This is a genomic window from Metapseudomonas otitidis (assembly GCF_900111835.1).
GTDB classification, from domain to species: domain Bacteria; phylum Pseudomonadota; class Gammaproteobacteria; order Pseudomonadales; family Pseudomonadaceae; genus Metapseudomonas; species Metapseudomonas otitidis.
The window spans coordinates 168,180-187,557 of the sequence record NZ_FOJP01000011.1 but is presented as its reverse complement, the minus strand read 5'-3'; the positions used below and the strand labels follow the sequence as shown (position 1 = coordinate 187,557).

General features: G+C 68.7%; 17 protein-coding genes. 1 reads left to right on the top strand and 16 read right to left on the bottom strand.

The annotated features are described in order from the left end of the window. Window positions 1–33: 33 nt before the first annotated feature. From BM198_RS15900 to BM198_RS15870, 7 genes are all read right to left on the bottom strand, one after another. Window positions 34–1,416: an amino acid permease gene (locus BM198_RS15900; protein WP_139233632.1), complete on the bottom strand. Its 1,383-nt coding sequence runs from the start codon at window positions 1,414–1,416 to the stop codon at window positions 34–36. 201 nt (window positions 1,417–1,617) lie between these two features. After that, window positions 1,618–2,895 (bottom strand): cystathionine gamma-synthase family protein, encoded by a 1,278-nt coding sequence (locus BM198_RS15895; protein ID WP_074971335.1) that lies wholly within the window; start codon window positions 2,893–2,895, stop codon window positions 1,618–1,620. 187 nt (window positions 2,896–3,082) lie between these two features. Further along, window positions 3,083–4,921 carry an amidohydrolase gene (locus BM198_RS15890; RefSeq protein WP_139233637.1) on the bottom strand — a complete coding sequence of 613 codons (1,839 nt, stop codon included), beginning with the start codon at window positions 4,919–4,921 and terminating at the stop codon, window positions 3,083–3,085. Between the two features lie 115 nt (window positions 4,922–5,036). Then, window positions 5,037–5,645 carry a putative antibiotic biosynthesis monooxygenase gene (locus tag BM198_RS15885; RefSeq protein ID WP_074971243.1) on the bottom strand — a complete coding sequence of 203 codons (609 nt, stop codon included), beginning with the start codon at window positions 5,643–5,645 and terminating at the stop codon, window positions 5,037–5,039. Next, window positions 5,642–6,655, bottom strand: a complete 1,014-nt coding sequence (locus tag BM198_RS15880; protein WP_074971241.1) for an alpha/beta hydrolase — start codon at window positions 6,653–6,655, stop codon at window positions 5,642–5,644. Before BM198_RS15880 ends, BM198_RS15885 begins: the two co-directional genes overlap by 4 nt. A 13-nt stretch (window positions 6,656–6,668) precedes the next feature. Further along, window positions 6,669–7,097, bottom strand: coding sequence for an organic hydroperoxide resistance protein (locus BM198_RS15875; protein ID WP_074971238.1), 429 nt, complete (start codon window positions 7,095–7,097; stop codon window positions 6,669–6,671). Window position 7,098: 1 nt separating this feature from the next. Continuing rightward, on the bottom strand, window positions 7,099–7,752 hold the full coding sequence (locus BM198_RS15870; protein WP_074971236.1) for a hydrolase: 654 nt from the start codon (window positions 7,750–7,752) through the stop codon (window positions 7,099–7,101). Between the two features lie 481 nt (window positions 7,753–8,233). Between BM198_RS15870 and gltS the strand changes: the two genes are divergently transcribed. Continuing rightward, complete coding sequence (gltS, locus tag BM198_RS15865) at window positions 8,234–9,448, top strand: sodium/glutamate symporter (protein WP_074971234.1); 1,215 nt, start codon at window positions 8,234–8,236, stop codon at window positions 9,446–9,448. Window positions 9,449–9,526: 78 nt separating this feature from the next. Here gltS and BM198_RS15860 read toward each other — a convergent pair whose 3' ends face one another. The 9 genes from BM198_RS15860 to BM198_RS15820 form a co-directional block, all read right to left on the bottom strand. Next, window positions 9,527–9,895, bottom strand: coding sequence for a VOC family protein (locus BM198_RS15860; protein ID WP_074971232.1), 369 nt, complete (start codon window positions 9,893–9,895; stop codon window positions 9,527–9,529). An 87-nt stretch (window positions 9,896–9,982) separates the two neighbouring features. Further along, a complete protein-coding gene (locus BM198_RS15855; protein ID WP_074971230.1) occupies window positions 9,983–10,672 on the bottom strand; it encodes a helix-turn-helix transcriptional regulator in 690 nt (229 codons plus the stop codon). Next, window positions 10,662–11,618, bottom strand: coding sequence for a hypothetical protein (locus BM198_RS15850; protein WP_074971228.1), 957 nt, complete (start codon window positions 11,616–11,618; stop codon window positions 10,662–10,664). Before BM198_RS15850 ends, BM198_RS15855 begins: the two co-directional genes overlap by 11 nt. A gap of 187 nt (window positions 11,619–11,805) precedes the next feature. Next, entirely contained in the window at window positions 11,806–12,303 is a 498-nt protein-coding gene (locus tag BM198_RS15845) for a DinB family protein (protein ID WP_074971226.1), read from the bottom strand. A 122-nt stretch (window positions 12,304–12,425) separates the two neighbouring features. Further along, window positions 12,426–14,108, bottom strand: a complete 1,683-nt coding sequence (locus BM198_RS15840) for a BCCT family transporter (protein WP_074971224.1) — start codon at window positions 14,106–14,108, stop codon at window positions 12,426–12,428. A 208-nt stretch (window positions 14,109–14,316) separates the two neighbouring features. After that, window positions 14,317–16,257, bottom strand: coding sequence for a methyl-accepting chemotaxis protein (locus BM198_RS15835; RefSeq protein WP_074971222.1), 1,941 nt, complete (start codon window positions 16,255–16,257; stop codon window positions 14,317–14,319). 292 nt (window positions 16,258–16,549) lie between these two features. Further along, window positions 16,550–17,122, bottom strand: coding sequence for a DUF1993 domain-containing protein (locus tag BM198_RS15830; RefSeq protein ID WP_074971220.1), 573 nt, complete (start codon window positions 17,120–17,122; stop codon window positions 16,550–16,552). Between the two features lie 76 nt (window positions 17,123–17,198). After that, on the bottom strand, window positions 17,199–18,851 hold the full coding sequence (locus tag BM198_RS15825) for a ShlB/FhaC/HecB family hemolysin secretion/activation protein (protein WP_074971218.1): 1,653 nt from the start codon (window positions 18,849–18,851) through the stop codon (window positions 17,199–17,201). 2 nt (window positions 18,852–18,853) lie between these two features. Beyond that, window positions 18,854–19,378 (bottom strand): MBG domain-containing protein (locus BM198_RS15820; protein WP_208610367.1); only part of this gene is annotated, 525 nt, incomplete at its 5' end.

Sequence of the window (19,378 nt, the reverse complement as noted above, 5' to 3'; positions counted from 1 at the left end):
GGACCTCGGGACGGCGCAATGGGAAGGCGTGGTTCAGGCCGCCCCCGGTACCCTTGCCGGGGCCACGGGTGAAGCCTGGCGCCGTTCGCGCAGCTTGCAGGTCACCCAGTAGACGAAGTAGCACCAGGCAATGAACGGCACGCCGAAGTAGAGCGCAACTCGCTGGGCCGGATCAAAGGCAATCCCGATGCACGCCAGGGCACAGCACACCAACGCGCCCAGCGGCACCCAGGGGTAGCCACGCACGCGGAAGCCCAGGTCCTCCAGCCGGCCGCCGTTGGCCAGGTAGTGGCGCCGGAAGGCCATCTGGCTGGCGGCGATGCTCATCCACACCACCACCACGGCCAGGCCGGAGATGGACACCAGGGCGAGGTAGACCGTGTCCGGCGCGAACACGCTGCTGAGCAGCGAGGCGATGCTGCCGGCCATGCTCACGACGATGGCGTTGAACGGCGTGCCCATGCGGCTGAGGGTGGCGAAGCGCTTGGGCATGTGGCCCTGGTCGCTGAGGGTCCAGAGCATCCGCGAGGCGGCGTAGAGCCCGGAGTTGGCGGCCGAGAGCAGCGCGCTGATGATCACGAAGTTCATGATGTCCGCCGAGTAGGGAATGCCGATGGACTCGAACACCGTGACGAAGGGGCTCTCCACCAGGCCGGCCTGCTCCCGGGGCAGCAACGTCGCCAGGACGAAGATGGTGCCGACGAAGAACAGCGCCAGGCGAACCACGGTGGTGCGGATCGCCTTCGGTACGTTGCGCTTGGGGTCGCGGGTCTCGCCCGCGGCTATGCCGATCAGCTCGGTACCGGAGAAGGCGAACGCGACCGCCAGCAGGGTCATGGCGATGGACCAGAAACCGGTGGGGAACAGCCCTTCGCGGGTGAAGTTGGCCAGGCCCGCGCTCTGCACGTGGCGGGTCTCGAAGACACCGAAGATGGCGCCGGCACCGACCACCAGGAAGGCCAGCACGGCCAGCACCTTGACCAGTGACAGCCAGAACTCGGTCTCGGCGAACAGCCGCACCGACACCACGTTGCTGATGAAGACGGTCAGGGCGAACAGCGCGCTCCAGATCCACACCGGGGTGTCCGGGAACCAGCGCACCATGAGGATGCCGGCGGCGGTGAACTCCGAGCCGATGGCCACCGCCCAGGTCAGCCAGTAGAGCCAGGCCACGGTGTAGCCGGTGCCCGCTCCGAGGTAGCGGGAGGCGTAGCTGCTGAACGAGCCGGTCTCGGGCATGTGCACGGCCAGCTCGCCCAGGCACATCATCACCATGTACACCATCACCGCGCCGATGACGTAGGCGATGACCGCGCCCAGCGGCCCCGCCTGGTTGACCGTGTAGCCGGAGGTGAGGAACAGGCCGGTGCCGATCACCCCGCCCAGCGCCAGCATGACGATGTGGCGGGTCTGCATGTCCTGTTTGAAATCAGGCCCCGATGTCGCTTTGTCGTTTGTTGTATGTAGGGACATAAGTTGAATCTCATGAAAGTGTGCGGACAAGGACGTTTCTGCGAACAACTTCAAGGCAGAACCAAACTGTTTGCCGTCAGGTTTTTCTTGTTATTCCTTTTCATGAAGGACTCGCTGACTCTCCGGCCAGGAGTGGGGCGAATGTCAGAGTTCCACCTCGGTGCGACATCCGGTCAGTGAAGGTTCGCCCTGGCGAGGTGCCACGGCGGCGAGTTCGGCGCGAACGCCGGCGAATGCGTGCTGCAGGTCGGCCAGCAGGTCCTCGGTCTCCTCGATGCCGACGGAAACCCGTACCAGCCCTTCGGAGATGCCCAGGGCCAGGCGCTCCTCCAGGGTGTTCTCCACGTGGCTGGTGGTGCGCGCGGGACCGTAGATGGTCTCCACCGCGCCGAGGTTGCCGGCCCGGTGGGCGTAGCGCAGGCGTGGCAGCAGGCGGGTCACGGTGTCCATGCCGCCCCGCAGGACGAAGCTGACGATGGCGCCGAAGCCGCGCATCTGCCCACGGGCGATGGCGTGCCCGGGGTGGCTGGGCAGGCCCGGGTAGTTCACCGCTTCCACCAGGGGCTCGGTGAGCAGGTACTCGGCCAGGGCCTGGGCACTGCGCTGCTGCTGGCGCAGGCGCAGGGCCAGGGTCTTGATGCCGCGGATGATCAGGAAGGCGGAGAAGGCATCCAGCGCGGCACCGTTGATCTCGCGGTAGTGCCGGACGCTGGCCATCAGGTGCTCGGCGCCGCAGGCGATGCCACCCAGGGCGTCACCGTGGCCGGAGAGGAACTTGGTGGCGCTGTGCACCACCACGTCCACCCCCAGGGCCAGCGGGTTCTGGTTGAGCGGCGTGGCGAAGGTGTTGTCGGCCACCACCAGGGCGCCGACGCGCTTGGCCGCTGCCACCAGGCGGCGGATGTCCAGCACCTTCAGGGTCGGGTTGGTGGGCGTCTCCAGGTACAGCAGGTCGCAGCCACGGGCGATCTCCGCCTCGATGGCCTGGGTGTCGAGGGTGTCGCAGAGCACCACGTCCACGCCCATGCGCGGGAGGAACTCTTCGAAGATCTTGTTGGTGCCGCCGTAGCTGTCGCGGGTCGAGACCACGCGCTTGCCCTGGCAGAGGAAGGTGTGCAGCACCGCGCTGATGGCGGCCATGCCGCTGCTGAAGGCGACCGCCGATTCCGCCTGCTCCAGTTCGCAGAGCTTGGCCTCCAGGGTGGTCACCGTCGGGTTGCCCATGCGGCTGTAGATGTAGCCTTCGCGCTTGCCCAGGGCGACGTCGTACCAGTGGTCGACGTCCTGGTAGCCATAGGCGGCGCTGAAGACGATGGGTGTCTGGGTGGCGTTGTAGGGGTGGCCATCCTGCTCGCCCGCCCAGACCACCTGGGTTCCGATACCCGCGATGGCGTCGCGGGGGCTTTCTAGGTTCTTGCTCATTTCCATTCCCGATCCGGCTAGACAAGGTCAGCAGCAGTGCTGTGTGCCGGCGAATATAGGGAATGGGCCACCCCCTGAAAAACGATGTTATCCGGGCCTGAGACCCGCTTTTTTTAATGGCTCCACGCCCCGCCCCCGGAATGGAAAAGCCCCGCACGAGGGCGGGGCCTGGAGGCGCGTCCTGGCCTCAGAAGGCGAAGCAGGAGCAGCCGAAGGCACCCCAGAAGGCGGTGAAGTCGCTCACCGGCACCTTCGACTGGCGGGCCCGCTCGTGGCTGTGGGCGTGGACGCTGCAGGCGCCGGCGCACTGGTGCACGGCGGCCACCGTCGGCGCGCCCGGCCGCCAGTGGCCCGGAACACGGGCCACCGGGGACCAGTCCGGCAGCACCGGCAGTTGCGGTGGGCCGAGGCGGTCGAACTCGGCGGCGGCGTGCACGACCTTGCCGTCGACGACGGTGAGGACCGACTCCAGCCACTTGATCTGCTCGTCCTCGATGCTGAAGAAGTCCGCCGAGAGGGCCACCAGGTCCGCCAGCTGGCCCACCTTGATCTGCCCCTTCTTGCCCTGCTCGCTGGAGAACCAGGCACTGCCCTGGGTGAACAGCTGCAGCGCGGTTTCCCGGGGCAGGCCCTGGGGCTGGAGGGCCAGGCCGCCGACGGTCTTGCCGCTGACCAGCCAGTACAGCGAGGTCCAGGGGTTGTAGCTGGAGACGCGGGTGGCGTCGGTGCCGGCACCCACCGGAATGCCCTCGGCGAGCATGCGCTGGATTGGCGGGGTCTTCTCGGCGGCCTGGGCGCCATAGCGCTCGACGAAGTACTCGCCCTGGAAGGCCATGCGGTCCTGGATGGCGATGCCGCCGCCCAGCGCCCGAACCCGCTCGATGTTGCGCGGGCTGATGGTTTCGGCGTGGTCGAAGAACCACGGCAGGCCATTGAAGGGGATGTCACGGTCGACCTTCTCGAACACGTCGAGCATGCGCGAGATGGACTCGTCGTAGGTGGCGTGCAGGCGGAACGGCCAGCGCTGTTCCACCAGGTGGCGCACCACCGGCTCCAGCTCGGCCTCCATGCTGGCGGCGAGGTCCGGGCGCGGTTCGAGGAAGTCCTCGAAGTCGGCGGCGGAGAACACCAGCATTTCCCCGGCGCCGTTGTGGCGGAAGAAGTCGCTGCCCTGGCCGTACTTCACCGAGCCGGTCCAGCGCTTGAAGTCGTCCAGTTCTTCCTTCGGTTTCTGGGTGAACAGGTTGTAGGCGATGCGCACGGTGAGCTGGCCGTCGCGGGCCAGTTGCTCGATCACCTGGTAGTCGTCCGGGTAGTTCTGGAAGCCCCCGCCGGCGTCGATGGCGCTGGTGACGCCAAGGCGGTTCAGCTCGCGCATGAACTGGCGGGTGGAGTTGACCTGGTACTCCAGCGGCAGCTTGGGCCCCTTGGCCAGGGTGGCGTAGAGGATCATCGCGTTGGGCCGGGCGATGAGCATGCCGGTGGGTTCGCCGTTGCCGTCGCGGACGATCTCGCCGCCGGGCGGGTTGGGCGTGTTGCGGTCGTAGCCGACCACCCGCAGCGCCGCGCGGTTGAGCAGCGCGCGGTCGTAGAGGTGGAGGATGAACACCGGCGTGTCGGGCGCCGCGCGGTTGATCTCCTCCAGGGTCGGCATGCGCCGCTCGGCGAACTGGAATTCGTTCCAGCCGCCCACCACCCGCACCCACTGCGGCGAGGGCGTGCGGTCGGCCTGGTCCTTGAGCATGCGCAGGGCATCGGCCAGCGAGGGCACGCCCTCCCAGCGCAGCTCCAGGTTGTAGTTGAGGCCGCCCCGGATCAGGTGCAGGTGGGAGTCGTTGAGCCCGGGGATGACGGTGCGGCGGTTGAGGTCGACCACCTGGGTGGCGGGCCCGCGCAGGGGCATCACCTCCGCTTCGCTGCCGACCGCGACGAAGCGCCCGTCGCGGATGGCCACGGCGCTGGCGGTGGGTTTCTCGCGGTCCACGGTGTGGAACCGGCCGTTGTGGAGGATCAGATCGGGATGCATGGGGGAAGCTCCTTTGCCTTCGCCCGCGAACACCGGGAGCGCGGGCCACAGCGCGCCAGCGGCGCCGAGGATGGACGAGGCGGCGAGAAACCGCCGCCGGCCATTGGGGGTGGATTCATCGGTCATGGGGACCTCCGGGGCCGGGGCCTTCCAGCCAGGGCGCGAGCCAGCGGGTCACGCGCGGCATGAACAGGTAGACCACCAGCAGGACGATGCTGAGGGTGATCACCACGTTGCTCGGCAGGTAGCCACCCAGCCAGGGCCAGGCGGCGAATGCCGGCTGCCAGGCCCAGGGCACCAGCAGGCTGAGCGGCAGGATCACCAGGAAGCTGACGCAGGCCTGCTTCCAGCGTGGGGGCGGTGGCTGTTCGGCGCTGGCCGGGGCGAACCAGAACTCCCGCGCCGGGTTCAGCTCCAGGGCCTCGTCCTCCAGCAGCAGCGGCGAGATTTCCGCCACCAGCTGGCGTCGGGTCTCGGAACCGAGCCAGTCCTGCAGGCACTCCGGCCCGGTGAAACGCAGCACGCTGGTGAACAGCGGCACGCCCTGCTCATGGCTGCGGATCACGTCCACCCCGAGGTGCCCAGGGTAGCCCTGGGCGATACCGACGATGCGCCGCAGCCAGGCTTCGTACTCCCTGGCATGGGCGGCATGGACGCGATGGCGGATGAGCAGGGTGACCGGATCATCGCCCCCCTGCCCTTCACCGGGCCGGAGGGCGCTCATTGCAGGTGCCGCCGCAGCTCGACCCCGGCCTGGCGCAGCGCGGTGTGCACCGTCGGCACGTGGGCCAGGGGGTTGAGCAGGCCGTAGTCGTGGATCATGCCGTTGTAGCGCACGGCGGTGACCTCGACGCCCGCTGCGTCCAGGTGGCGGGCATAGGCCTCACCCTCGTCGCGCAGCACGTCGAACTCGGCGGTCTGCACCAGTGCCGGCGGCAGGCCCTTGAGCTGTTCGGCGCTGGCGCGCAGCGGCGAGGCATGGATGTCGGCGCGCTGCTGGGCGTCGGTGGTGTAGTTGTCCCAGAACCATTTCATCATCGGCTGGGTGAGGAAGTAGCCCTGGGCGAACTGGGTGTAGGACGCGTTATCGAAGCGGGCATCGGTCACCGGCCACAGCAGCAGCTGGAAGCGCAGTTCAGGCGCCCCCTGCTCCTTGGCCTTGAGCGCCACCACGGCGGCCATGTTGCCGCCGACGCTGTTGCCGGCCACCGCCAGGCGACTGCCGTCCACGCCCAGCTCCTTGCCGTGCTCGGCGACCCAGCAGGTGGCGGCATAGGCCTGGTCGATGGCGGTGGGGAAGCGGGCCTCGGGCGATGGGGCGTAGCCGACGTAGACGGCCACGGCGCCGGAGTTCACCACCAGGTCGCGGATCAGCCGTGCGTGGGTCGGGTAGTCGCCCAGCACCCAGCCGCCGCCGTGGAAGTACATGAACACCGGGGGCGTGCCCTTGGCGTCGGTGGGCCGTACCACGGTCAGCTTCAGGGGCTGGCCGTTGGCCTGGATGGTCTTCTCCTCCACCTTGATGCCGGAGAGGTCGACCTTCACCGAGTTCTGCGCGCCCACCAGCACGGCGCGTGCGTCCTGCGGGCTGAGGGTTTCCAGCGGTTTGCCGCCGCCCTTCTCCAGGGCTTCGAGAAATGTCCGGGTGTTGTGTTCCACGCCGCTGTAGTCAGCGGCCTGGGCCTGGCCGACGGCCAGGGCGATCAATGCGCTCAGCAAGGCTATGCGGGGCATGGTGTCTGCTCCTTCAGTCGATCAGGGTGAGGGTCACGTCGATGTTGTTGCGCGTGGCGTTGGAATACGGGCAGACGATGTGCGCCCGCTCCACCAGGGTGCGCGCGGCCTCGGCATCGAGCCCCGGCAGGCTGATGCGCAGCTCGGCCTCGATGCCGAAGCCGTTGGGAATGGCGCCGATGCCGACCACGCCCTCGATGGACACGTCGGCGGGGATGGCCAGCTTGTCGCGGGCGGCGACGAACTTCATCGCCCCCAGGAAGCACGCCGAGTAGCCGGCGGCGAACAGCTGCTCGGGGTTGGTCCCGACGCCGCCGGCGCCGCCCAGCTCGCGGGGCGTGGTAAGGGCGACGTCGAGCACGCCATCGGAGGAGATGGCGCGACCGTCACGGCCACCGGTGGCCTCGGCGGAGGCGCGGTAGAGAACCTGTTCGATGCGCATCTCAGTGACCTTCCGAGGCATTGAACATGGTCTTGGCGTAGATCAGGCCGAGGCCGTAGGCGCCGCCGTTGGCGATGGCGGTCTTCACGGTCTGGTCGTAGGTCTCGCCGCGGGCCCAGTCACGCTGCAGTTCCAGCAGGTATTGCAGGGCGGTCATCGGGCGGGCGCCCAGCTGCACCATGCGCTGGATGGCCATCTCGTGGGCTTCGCTGGAGACGTCGCCGCAGGCGTCGGTGATGACGTACACCTCGAAGCCCTGGTCCAGCGCGGACAGGGCCGGGCCGACGATGCATACCGAGGTCCACAGGCCGGCGAGGACGATCCTCGGCTTGCCGATGCGGTTCACTTCCACGGCGATGCGCGGGTCTTCCCAGGTGTTCATGGTGGTGCGGTCGATCACCTGATGCTCGGGGAACACCGACTTGATCTCGTCGAAGATCGGGCCGGAGAAGCTCTTCTCCGCGACGGTGGTGAGAATTGTGTCCACCCCGAACTCACGGGCGGCCTTGGACACCAGCGCGGCGTTGTTGCGCAGGGTCACAGCGTCGATGGACTTGGTGGCGAAGGCCATCTGCGACTGGTGGTCGATGAGGATCAGCGTGTGGTTCTTCGGGTCCAGCAGGGTCTTGCCGGGGGCGGCGATGGCGACGGCCATGGGGGTTCTCCAGGGAGGGATGAATGGAGACTCAAGCTTCCCCCAGGCCGTTTCCCGGGAATTGAAGGCGCGTGCTCGCGTTGCAACGGTGTGCGGTTTTGTTTGAAAGGGCCGGGCCAGAGCGGCTGCACGCGTTCATCGAGCCGTGCGACCCGGCAGCGTCTTACCGAGCCCACTGCGTAGGCATTCAGCCCACAGGCATGGCAGACATGCGGAATAGCCTTCGGGGTTCTTTCTGATGACCTAGCCTTGGCCAGGTGCCGTCGAAAAGCCCCCGCATTCGGCTGACAGGCCAGTGCGACGAACATTCCGCAGGAGTAACGGCGAACGCAGGGCGCGCCCGGGGCCGTCACCGGTCAATCCTGGCCCCGCCTGTTTCGGTTAGCCTTCGCCGCTTGTTTTTTGCACACGACGGCGTGGATCGCACGGCCCGGCCCCTGTCCGGCGCCACCAGAACCGCGCTGCCTGCCGGGAGCCCCTGATGCTTGAACACACCCTGGAGATTCGCGGTTTCATCAGTTTCACGCTGGCGATCATGCTGCTGTTCGCCGGCAAGGCTGTCTGCTCGCGCTATGAACTGCTGCGCCGCTACAGCATTCCCGAGCCGGTGATCGGCGGGCTGATCTGCGCCCTGGTGGTGGCCATCCTGTACTGGGCGCTGGACATCCAGGTCAGTTTCGACCTCAAGGTCCGGGACTGGCTGCTGCTCTACTTCTTCGCCGGCATCGGCCTCAAGTCCGACGTCCGCACCCTGCTCAAGGGCGGCCGGCCGCTGCTGGTGCTCACCGCGCTCGCCAGCCTGTTCATCATCCTGCAGAACCTGCTGGGCCTGGGGATGGCCGGCCTGTTCGGGCTCGACCCGAAGGCCGGGCTGATGACGGGGTCCATCTCGCTGATCGGCGGGGTCGGCACCACGCTGGCCTGGACGGACACCTTCGTCCGCGACCTGGGCATCGGCAACGCGCTGGAGATCGGTGTTGCCAGCAACACCGTGGGCCTGATCGCGGCGTGCGTCATCGGCGGCCCCATCGCCAACTACCTGATCCGCCGCGATCGCCTGGCCACCTCCCCGGACCATGACCTGGCCATCGGCGCCACCTACGAAGACACCTCCCAGGTGAGCGTGAGCTACTACGACATCCTCTGGGCCTGGATGTGGCTCAACCTCGCCATGATGCTCGGCTACGGCCTGGACCAGTTGCTGAGCTCGGCCGGCCTGCGCCTGCCCATGTTCGTCAGTGCGCTGATGGCGGGGATCATCCTGCGCAACGGCCTGCAATGGCTGAGCCCGCGCCGCATCCAGAGCTGGGCGGGGGCCGGGCGCGGCATGTCGCTGATCTCCGACATCTGCCTGGGCATGTTCCTCACCATGGCCCTGATGAGCCTCAAACTCTGGGAGCTGCACGGCATGCTCGGCTTCATCCTCAGCACGCTCGGCCTGCAGGTGGTGCTCTCCGTCCTGTTCACGGTGTGGGTGGTTTACCGCCTGCTGGGCAGGAACTACGAGGCCAGCGTCATCTGCGCCGGCTTCGGCGGCATCAGCCTGGGCTCCACCGCCACGGCCATCGTCAACATGAGCGCGGTGACCAAGCAGTACGGCGCCGCGCCCCAGGCCTTCCTGGTGGTGCCGCTGGTGTGCGGGTTCTTCATCGACCTCATCAACGCACTGGCCATCGGCTTCTTCGTCGGCCTCTGACCCGGGGCCGCCCGGTATCCCCTGGGCTGGCCGGGGGATTCGAGCGGGGCTGAAGCTTGCGAGCCGCCGCTTCCGGCACTACATCGCCAGGTGATACACCCGCAGGCGGTGGCCGTCCGGGTCGAGGCCGGTGAAGGTGTAGCCGAAGTCCATGGCCAGCGGTGCCTGGACGATCTCCACGCCCTGCTCGCGCCAGCGCTGGTGCAGGCGGTCCACCTCTTCGTCGCTGTCGACATGGACGCACAGCTCGCTGCCGCCGCCACGCACGGTGGTGGCCGGCTCGACGCCGGTACGGCCCCAGAGGCCGAGCTTGAAGCCATTGGGGAAGACGAACAGGGCGAAGGTCGGGGATTGCTCGACGATGTCCCCCGTCAGCAGGCGCCGGTAGAAATCGGCGCTGCGGGCCGGGTCATCGACGTACAGGTTGAGCAGGCTGGAGTCGATCATGGGTGGGGCTCCTTGTGTGGAGCGACGGGCGTCGTCACTCGATGCGCACAGGCTAGGCCCCTCCCCTGTCAGTTTCTGGCAGCAGCCTCACTGCTCGGCGATGCCTTCCTGCGCGCGCCACTCACGCAGCAGCACCTGGCGCCGGCGCGGGTAGCGCTGGCCGAGGTCCTGCAGGGCCTCCACCCGGTCGAGGCGGAAGTGCCGCGTGGCCTGGCGCAGCTCGCACCAGGCCACCAGCACGCGGGCCTGCTCGAAGTAGCCCAGGGCGAACGGCCAGACCACCCGCTGCGAGGCCTGCCCGTCGGCATCGCGGTAGCCGAGCTGCACCCGGTGCTCCCGGCGGATGACATCGCGGACCTGCTCCAGCAGCGCGTCGGACACGTCGCTGGCCGGCGCCGGGCCGATCAGCAGGGTGCTGGTTTCCAGCTCCTCGCGCAGGGCCGGTGGCAGCACGGCACCGACCTTGGCCAGCACGTCCCGCGCAGCCCCCATCAAACGGCGGTCGCCACGGCGACCGACCCAGCGCATGCCCAGCACCAGGGCTTCGATCTCCTCCAGGGAGAACATCAGTGGCGGCAGCTCGAAGCCGGGGCGCAGCACGTAGCCCAGCCCCGCGCCACCTTCGATGTGGGCGCCCTGTTGCTGGAGGGTGGCGATGTCGCGGTAGAGGGTGCGCAGGCTGATGCCCAGCTCGCCGGCCAGCACGTGACCGGCCACCGGGTAGCGGTGACGCCGCAGGATCTGCAACAGGTCGAGCAGGCGCTGGCTACGGGACATGCAGCGCTCCTTCGGCGGTCCGGCCCTTGAACAACGCGCGGACATGCCCGGCGAGCGCGAGCTGCAGGGGGTGGGACGAGCGAACCCTGGCGTTGGCCCCCAGCGCCACCGCTACTTCCAGTTCACGCTCGGCCCCGGCTTCGTCACCGCTGAACAGTGCCTGCAAGGCTCGGCAACGGGCCGGCAGGGTCGGTGAGTACCAGGCCACCTCGCGGTTGTTCAGCACGGCGTCCAGGCCGTCGGCACGGCCACTGGCCATGGCCTGGCTGAAGGCCAGCTCGCCCCGCAGCAAGGCCACCACCGCCGCACACTCGGTACGCGCCTGGGGGTGCGCGGTGAGCGACGCCTCCAGCTGGGCCTGCATGGCCGTCGCCGCTGCCCAATCACCGGCCGCCTGCGCGCGATCCAGGCGGTAGGCCAGCGCCACCAGCGGCATGGGCATCGGCTGCTGCTCCAGGCTCGCCAGGTCCGCCTCGGGCAGGGCCTCGGCGGGCACACCGGCCACGCTGAGGGCCAGCAGGCGGGCGTAGGCGAACGCCGGGCCGGACTCGTCGGCGCCCCGCCAGGCCATGAGCAGGCGAGCGCCATCGCTGGGCATGGGGCGCAGGGTGGGTACCAGGTTGGCCAGGCCCATGCTCAGGTTGCTGCTGGCCATGCCGAGGGCGATGCCAAAGGCCGGCGGCGAGTCGATGCACAGCAGCGCGACCAGGGCTGCGAGCGCCGCCAGCAGCAGGTTGGCGCCGGGCCCGAGGGCGATCATGCGCAGGCGCGCACGGGGACCGCGCGGTGGCACGGCGTCGGCACAGAAAACGTAGCCCCCCAGCCCGCGCAGGCGCTTCTGGCGGGACCAGCGCACCCGCAGGCCACGGCGCATCGGCTGGATTTCCACCGCCAGCACCCGCACCAGCAACACCGTCAAGCCATCCCAGCGGGCGCCCAGCCACATGCACGCACAGCGCCAGGGCGAGGTGCGCGAGGGTGAGCGCCACGGCGGCAATGGGGCCGCCGTCCAGGGCGATGCCGGAGACGACCCCGGTCACCATCGCGCAGCCCAGGGTCAAGGCGGCCTGCAGCAGCTTCATCAGCCATTCGAACACCTGGGCCAATCGCGCCGGTATCGTCACGGGGAGGCCTCAGCGCACCGGCGCATCAGAGGGTTGTCGACGCTCCGGCTGCACCGCGTGCAGGTACACGGTGTAGGTGTCGGCGGGATGAGGCACACCGGCCAGGTCCAGGGCATGGGCGATGTTGCCCCGGTGGTAGGTGCCGTGGTTGAGCACGTGGAAGAGCATTTCCTGGCGGCTCATGCGCCCGGCCTGGCCGTCGGTGAAGCGGAAGGTGATCTCGCCATCGGCCGGGTCCTCGGCCTGGGCGGCGTACCACTGGCCGGACGCCAGCAGCCGCTCGCGCAGCATCGCGTAGGGCGGCATGGCCTGGCTGTTGGTGGCCGGGTGCGGCTCGGCCACGCCGCTCAGGCGGGCGCGGAACAGGTCTTCGACGATGACCATGTGGTTGAGCTGCTGCAGGGTGAAGGCCAGCGAATCGGCAAAGCGGCTGGCATCGATCAGGGCGATGGCGTCCAGGGTGCGCCGGTCCGCCCAGCATTTGTAGTGAAAGGCCTGAGCCAACATCCGTGTACCTCGCAGTCGCAGGGGAACGCGGAGGCCGCTCGCCCCCGCCAAGGTGCGGCAGTAGAGCGGAAATCCGCGCCCTCTGCCACCACCCCGTTCACGCCTGCGAGGTCCTGTACGCCCTACCCGCCTGCCATGGAGCGGCGCACCTGGCCACGGGGCTCGCTGAGCAGGCCCTTGACCACCGCGACGCACCCCACCAGCAGGACGAAGGTGAACGGCAGGCCGGTGGACACCGCCATCGCCTGCAATGCCGCCAGGCCGCCGCCGACCAGCAGGACGATGGCCAGCACGCCCTGCAGCACGACCCAGAACACCCGCTGCACCACCGGTGCATTGAGCTTGCCGCCGGCGGTGATGGTGTCGATCACCAGGGAGCCAGAATCGGACGAGGTGATGAAGAACAGCAGCGCCAGGACGATGCCGACGAAGGAGGTGATCGCACTCCAGGGCAGGTGCGCGAGCATCACGAACAGCTTCAGCTCCAGGGCCGCCTCCTGCACCCCGGCGAGGCCGCTGAACACCTGGTGCAACGCGGCGCCGCCGAAGGAGCTCATCCAGAACACCGACACCAGCGAAGGCACCAGCAGCACCGCGATGAGGAATTCACGCACGGTGCGCCCCCGGCTGATGCGGGCGATGAACATGCCGACGAAGGGCGACCAGCTCACCCACCAGGCCCAGTAGAAGGCCGTCCAGCCCTGGCTGAAGGCGGCATCGCTGCGCTCCAGCGGGTTGGACAGCGCCGGCAGGTACTGCAGGTAGGCGCCGAGGTTGTCCAGAGTGCCGGCCAGCAGCACGCGGGTGGGCCCGGCGAGGACCACGAAGAACAGCAGCGCCACGGCCAGGACCATGGTCAGCTCGGACATGCGCTTGATGCCCTTGTTCACCCCGGCGGCCACCGAGGACAGCGTCACCAGGGTGATAGCCACGATCAGCACCACCTTGGCGGTGAGCGAGGCGCCGGTGCCGAAGAGGAAGTCGATGCCGGCCGCCGCCTGTTCGGCGCCCAGGCCCAGGGAGGTGACCAGGCCGAACAGCGTGGCGAACACCGCGAGGATGTCGATCACATGCCCCGGCCAGCCCCACACCCGCTCACCGAGCAGGGGGTGGAAGATCGAGCGGATCGACAGCGGCAGCCCCTTGTTGAAGGAAAACAGCGCCAGGGCCAGCGCCACGATGGCGTAGATCGCCCAGGGGTGCAGGCCCCAGTGGAAGATGCTCGCCGCCATGCTCAGGCGCGCGGCCTCGGCGGGGTTGCCCGGCGCACCGGCCAACGGTGCCCAGTCGATGCGCGCCCCGCCCTCGCCCAGCTGCAGGCCGGCCAGGGCGGTCTGGTAGTGGGAGATGGGTTCGGCGACGCCGTAGAACATCAGCCCGATGCCCATGCCGGCGGCGAACAGCATGGAAAACCAGCTGCCGTAGGAGTAGTCCGGCCGGGCCTGGGTGCCACCGAGGCGCACCCGCCCCAGGGGCGAGACCACCAGGGCCAGGCACAACACCACGAACACGTTCGCCGCACCGAGGAAGAAGCCGTTGAGGCGACCGGTGAGCAGGTCGCGCAGGCCGGTGAACACCGGTTCCACCGCCTCGCGGAACACCAACGTCAGCACCACGAAGAGCAGCACGGTGAGCGCCGAGGTGAGGAACACCGCGCCGTGGATGTCGAAAGGCACCAGCCAGTGCCCACGGAGATTGTCCTGGCCGACGCGGTAGCCGGTGAGGATCGGGTTGGCGTCACCCGAAGGTGGCGGGATGTCGCTCGACGCGGTGTCGGTTCGGTGGGACGCGGTGGCGTGGCTCAAGGGGCTGCTCCGTGGTCGTCGGCCGTGGGCTCGGTCAAGGCCGTCCAACCTAGCAAAGCGCGTTGCCGGGCCAGGGCCGACAAGCGGCATGCAACCAACCAGAAGCGACACCCTGGCAGGAAGCCGGGCGATCAACAGCCACGTTCGCCCGGCCGGAAACGCCACCGCCGGCAGGGTGCCGGCGGTGGAAGGTACGAACCGGAAGGGCTCAGGCCTTGAAGCGCCCCACCAGCCCATGCAGCTGCTCGGAGAGCTGGGCCAGCTCGTGGGAGTCGCGCCGCGCCGATTGCGCGAGGTTCTCCACCAGCAGCGCATCGTCCTGGATCTGTGCGATGTGGCGGTTGATGTCCTCGGCCACGTGGTGCTGCTCCTCGGCCGCCGTGGCGATCTGGGTGTTCTGGTCGCGGATGTGGTCCACCGCGCCACGGATCTGCTCGAAGCTCTTGCTGGCGAGGTCGATGCGCTCGACGCTGGCGCGGGACATTTCCAGGCTGTTCTGCATCTGCCGGGTCACGTCCTGGGTGCGCCGGGCGAGGCCACCCAGCAGGCTGTCGATCTCGCCGGTGGACACGGCGGTGCGCTGCGCCAGGGCCCGCACCTCGTCCGCCACCACGGCGAAGCCGCGCCCCTGCTCGCCGGCCCGCGCGGCCTCGATGGCGGCGTTGAGCGCCAGCAGGTTGGTCTGCTCGGCGATGGAACGGATGGTGTCGAGGATGGCGTTGATGTTCTGGCTGTCCTTCTCCAGCTCCTGGAGGGAATCGGCGGACTGCTTCAGGTTCTCGCTCAGGCGCAGCACGCTTTCGGTGGCGCCTTCGATCTGGGTCTGCCCGGCGTGCACCTGGCGCTGGCCGTCGTCGGCGGAGGTGGCCGCCGCGCTGCAGGAGCGGGCCACTTCGTTGGCAGTGGCCACCATCTCGTTGAAGGCGGTGGAGACCATCTCCACGGCGCCACGCTGGCGCTCGGCGACATCGTTCATCTCGCGGGCCACGCGGGTGCTGCCCTCGGAGGTGTGCCGCAGGGCCGCCGAGGCTTCGACGATGCGCTGCACCAGCTGGCGGATGGCGCCGAGGAACTGGTTGAACCAGCCCGCCAGCACGGCGGTTTCATCCTTGCCGGTGACCGAGAGGCTGCGGGTCAGGTCGCCCTCGCCCTGGGCGATGCCTTCCAGGCCATCGGCCACGCTGCGGATCGGGTTGACGATGAGGTTGGCGAACACCGCGCCGACCACCGCGAACAGCACGGCGAGCACCGCCACGATGATGCCGATCTGCCAGGCAAGCGCGTTGGCCTTGGCCATCACCTCGCCGTGTTCGATCAGGCCGATGAAGTGCCAGCCGAGCCCCTGGGAGGCCCAGACGTTGGCCATGTAGCGCTTGCCGTTGAGCTCCACCTGCACCAGGCCCTGGGCATTGGCCAGCTTGGCGTAGCCCTCGCCAAGGTCGTTCAGGGACTTGAAGTTGTGCGCCGAGTCGCTCGGGTCGACCAGCACGTTGCCGCTCTCCTCCACCAGCATCAGGTAGCCGGTCTCGCCGATGCGGATCTGCTTGACCAGGTCGGTGAGCTGCTTGAGGGAGACGTCCAGCCCCACCACGCCGGCCAGGTTGCCCTGGGCATCGTTGACGGAGCGCACGGTGCCGATCAGCACCGCATCGTCGGGCGCCCAGTAGTAGGCAGCGGTGCGTACCGTGCGGCCGGGGTTGGCCAGCGCGGTCTTGTACCAGGGGCGGACGCGGGGATCGTAGCTCTTCAGCCCTGGGTCGGCCGGCCAGATGGCGTAGCCGCCGTCGACCCGGCCATAGGACAGGTAGGCGGTGGTCGGGTGCGCCTTGGCGAAGCGGTCGAAGAAGGCTTCCAGCTTCTTGTTGGTCTCCGGCAGCGGGATGCTCGGCGCATCGGCGGATGTGTAGTTCTTCAGCACCGGCGCGGCCACCACCTGGGGCAGTGCGGCCATGTAGTCCACGTTCTCGCTGATGCCCTTGAAGAACATGCCCATGGCGTTGTCGATCTGGCGGATCTCGCGGTTGCTGCCATCGAGGAAGTCCGCCTCGGCCTGGGACCGCAGGTTGTAGATCACCACCACGGCGACCAGCAGGATGGGCACGCACGCGATGGCCGCGAAGGCCCAGGTCAGCTTCTGCTTGATGTTCATTCCAAGTGCTCTCGAGAGTGGGTGTTCGCCACGTGCGGTACGGCGCGTCGCGGAGGGGAACCACCCGGCTATCGGCGCTGCCCTCGCCTCCTTGAGGTCGCATGTCGTGCGTGACAAAACGATGTCGTTTACCGACGACTACCGCTGGAGCATAGGAGGAAATGACGGGGTTTCCACGGTGCGCAGCAGCCGATACCCGAGCGTGAAAAATGCGTGCCTGACGGCCGTACCCCGGGCCGTTGCGCTGGGCGAACGACCCGGAGCACCGCTCTCGTGGAGGCCCCTTGCAGCATTACCCCTGCGGCACGGTCCCCGGCCGCAGGTAGGCGAACATGTGCGCGACGTAGTCGGCCTTGCCCAGCGCCACGCCGTGGTGGCGAAGGATGGCGTAGGCGGTGATGGCGTGGAAGTAGAACTGCGGCAGGGCCCAGTCCCGGGCGTACTGCTCGGCGCTCATGTCGAAGACCATGCCGTTGGGCAGCTCCAGGGCGATGGGCGCATCCATCCGGCCATCCAACGCAGCCGGTTCCAGTGCAGCCAGTTCGGCCAGGGCATCGCGCAGGCACGCCTGGGCCTGTTCCAGCGAGCCGGGGTGGTCATGGGCGGCCCAGGCCTGGCGACGGCGTTCCAGCCAGCCTTCCGGGATCGACTGGCCGCGCAGCCGGTAGCAGGGTTCCAGCGCCTGGAAGGCAGCGAAACGCACCTGGGCAGCCAGCGGGTACATGTCGGGGGCCAGCTTCAGCGCCAGCCAGGCGTCGGCGTCCTCGCCGTGCTCACGGGCATGAAGAGAGGCTTTCTCCAGCCATTGGGCCAGGCTGTTCAGCTGATTCGAGAAGGTCGGGACGAGCAGGTGCGTCAGTGACATGGCGAGCTCCTGGTGCAGGGGTTCGCCACTCTACGCCGCCCGCGCTGCCCCTGACCATCAGGTAGGGGACAACGGCTCAGAAGGCGCGCACCACCTGGGCCCAGACGCGAGGCGTGCGTTCCACGTCGCTCTCGGCTTCGGCGTTGCCCAGCTTCCAGGCCGCCACGGCGTTGACCTGCCAGCCATGGGCCGCCCACAGGGCGCCGAAGCCGGCGCCGGAGAGGCTGCGGTGGTTGTCGCCCGAGGTCCAGGTGTCCTTGTTCAGGCGCACTTCGCCGTGGTCGACGAAGGTGGACAACTGCCAGGCCTCGGTGAGGGCGTAGCGCAGCTCGACGTTGGCCAGCCAGCCCTGGTCGCCGGAAGCCTCGCCCTGGGGGTAGGCGCGAACACCGTAGGCGCCGCCCAGGTAGAGCTTCTCGGAGCTGTCCAGGTTGCCGTCGGCCCACTGGCCCTGGAGCTGGGTGTAGAGGCTGAAGCGGTCGCTGAGGCGCTGCAGGCGCACCAGGCTGGGGTTGAGCTTGTGGAAGCGTCCACGGGTGCCGGCGGTGGCGTCGTCGGTGCGCTGGGCCTGGGCACCGTCGAGGGTCAGGCTGCCTTGGCTCCAGCCGAGGGCGAAGCTGTTGACCCCGCCGCCGAGCAGGTCGTCACGGCTGTTGCCGTTGAGGGTCAGGGTGACGACGCGGGCGTGCTTGTCGCTCTTCTCGTCGAACAGGTCGATGTCGTCCTTCAGGCGCTTGTCGTCGAACTGCAGCTGGGTGAACAGGCTGAAGTCCCGCGAGCGCACCAGCGACTGGATGGCGTAGACGCTGGCGATGCGCGCGTTGCCGTGGGCGCGCAGGTCCTCGAAGTCCTTGCCCAGCTCGTAGTCCATGTCCGAGTAGGCGACGCCGAACTGGGTGGCCCAGGGGCCGAGCGGCAACTGGTAGGCCACGCGGCCGTAGTGCTGGTCCTGGTCACTGCCCATGGCCCGCAGGCTGAGACGGTCGCCGAGGTTGAGCGGGTTGTTCAGGTTCAGGGTGCCGCCCAGGCGGTACTGGCCGACGAAGCGGTTGCCGTAGTTGTCCATGTCCACCGAGCCGGTGACCAGGGGCGCTTGCTGCAGGCCCACCAGCAGGTCGGTGGTGCCGGTGCTGGCACCGGGGCGCAGGGTGGACTTCACCTCCACGCCGGGGGTGTCCTGCAGCAACAGCAGGCTGCGCTCCAGCGGCTGGCCCTGCACGGCGTCACCGGCCTTCAGCGAGGACAGCGGCGCCAGGGCGCTGCCGCCCAGCCCCACCGGGTTGTCCACCTTGATCTCGCCGTAGCGCCCTTCCAGCACGGCGATCTTCACCACGCCGCCCTCGATCTCCTGGGCCGGCAGGTAGGCGCGCGCCAGGGGGTAGCCCTGCTCGCGGTAACGCCGGGTGATGCGGTTGGCGGCGGCCTGCAGCTGGCCGACGCTGAGTTCCTTGCCGGGCAGGTCCGCCAAGAGGCCCAGCAGCTCCTCGCTGCCCAGCGCGCTGTTGCCTTCCAGGGTGAAGCCGTTGACCTGCAGGCGCGGGCCGGCGTCCGCCGCCGGGTCGGCGGGTGCGTCCGGCAGGTTGAGCGGCAGGGACTGCCGGGGGCTGAGCTGCAGGGGTTGCTGGTCGAGGCCCTGCTGCACCTGGCCGGCATCCGGCGCGGTGGCGGCGGAGACGGACAGGCTGATCAGTGAGGCGGCAAGGCCGGCCAGCACGGGTGTCGAACGCATCTTCAGATTCCTTCGGGAAGACGAATGCCGTTGTTGACGAGGTTGAGCTGCGCGCCGAACTCGGCCGGTGCGAAGAGTGCCGGGGTGACCACCACCAGGGGCCGTTCGGCTTCATTTCCGGACTGCTTGCCAGTCTTCTGCGCCGTCGCCACGCGCGGGTCGGTGACGGTGCTGGAAGGCAGGGTCCCGGTGACGGTGAGCAGGCCGTCGACATAGGTGATGTCGTAGTTGGCCAGGCCACTGCCCAGGGCGTTGCTGGCGACGATGGCGTAGTTGCCGGCCGCAGCCCCTGCCCCGGCACCGCGGCTGGCCAGGCTGACACCGCTGACCTGGTCCCCCGCCACCAGCCCGGCGGTGGTGAAGCCGCTGAGGGTCGCCACCTGGCCGGCAGTCTTGCTGGCGTCACTGGCCGTGATGGTCAGCGCGGCCTTGTCGATGGTCAGGGTGCCGTTGCCGTAGGTGATGTCGTAGTTGCCCAGCCCACTGCCCTGGGCGTTGCTGGCAACGATGGCGTAGTTGCCGACGCC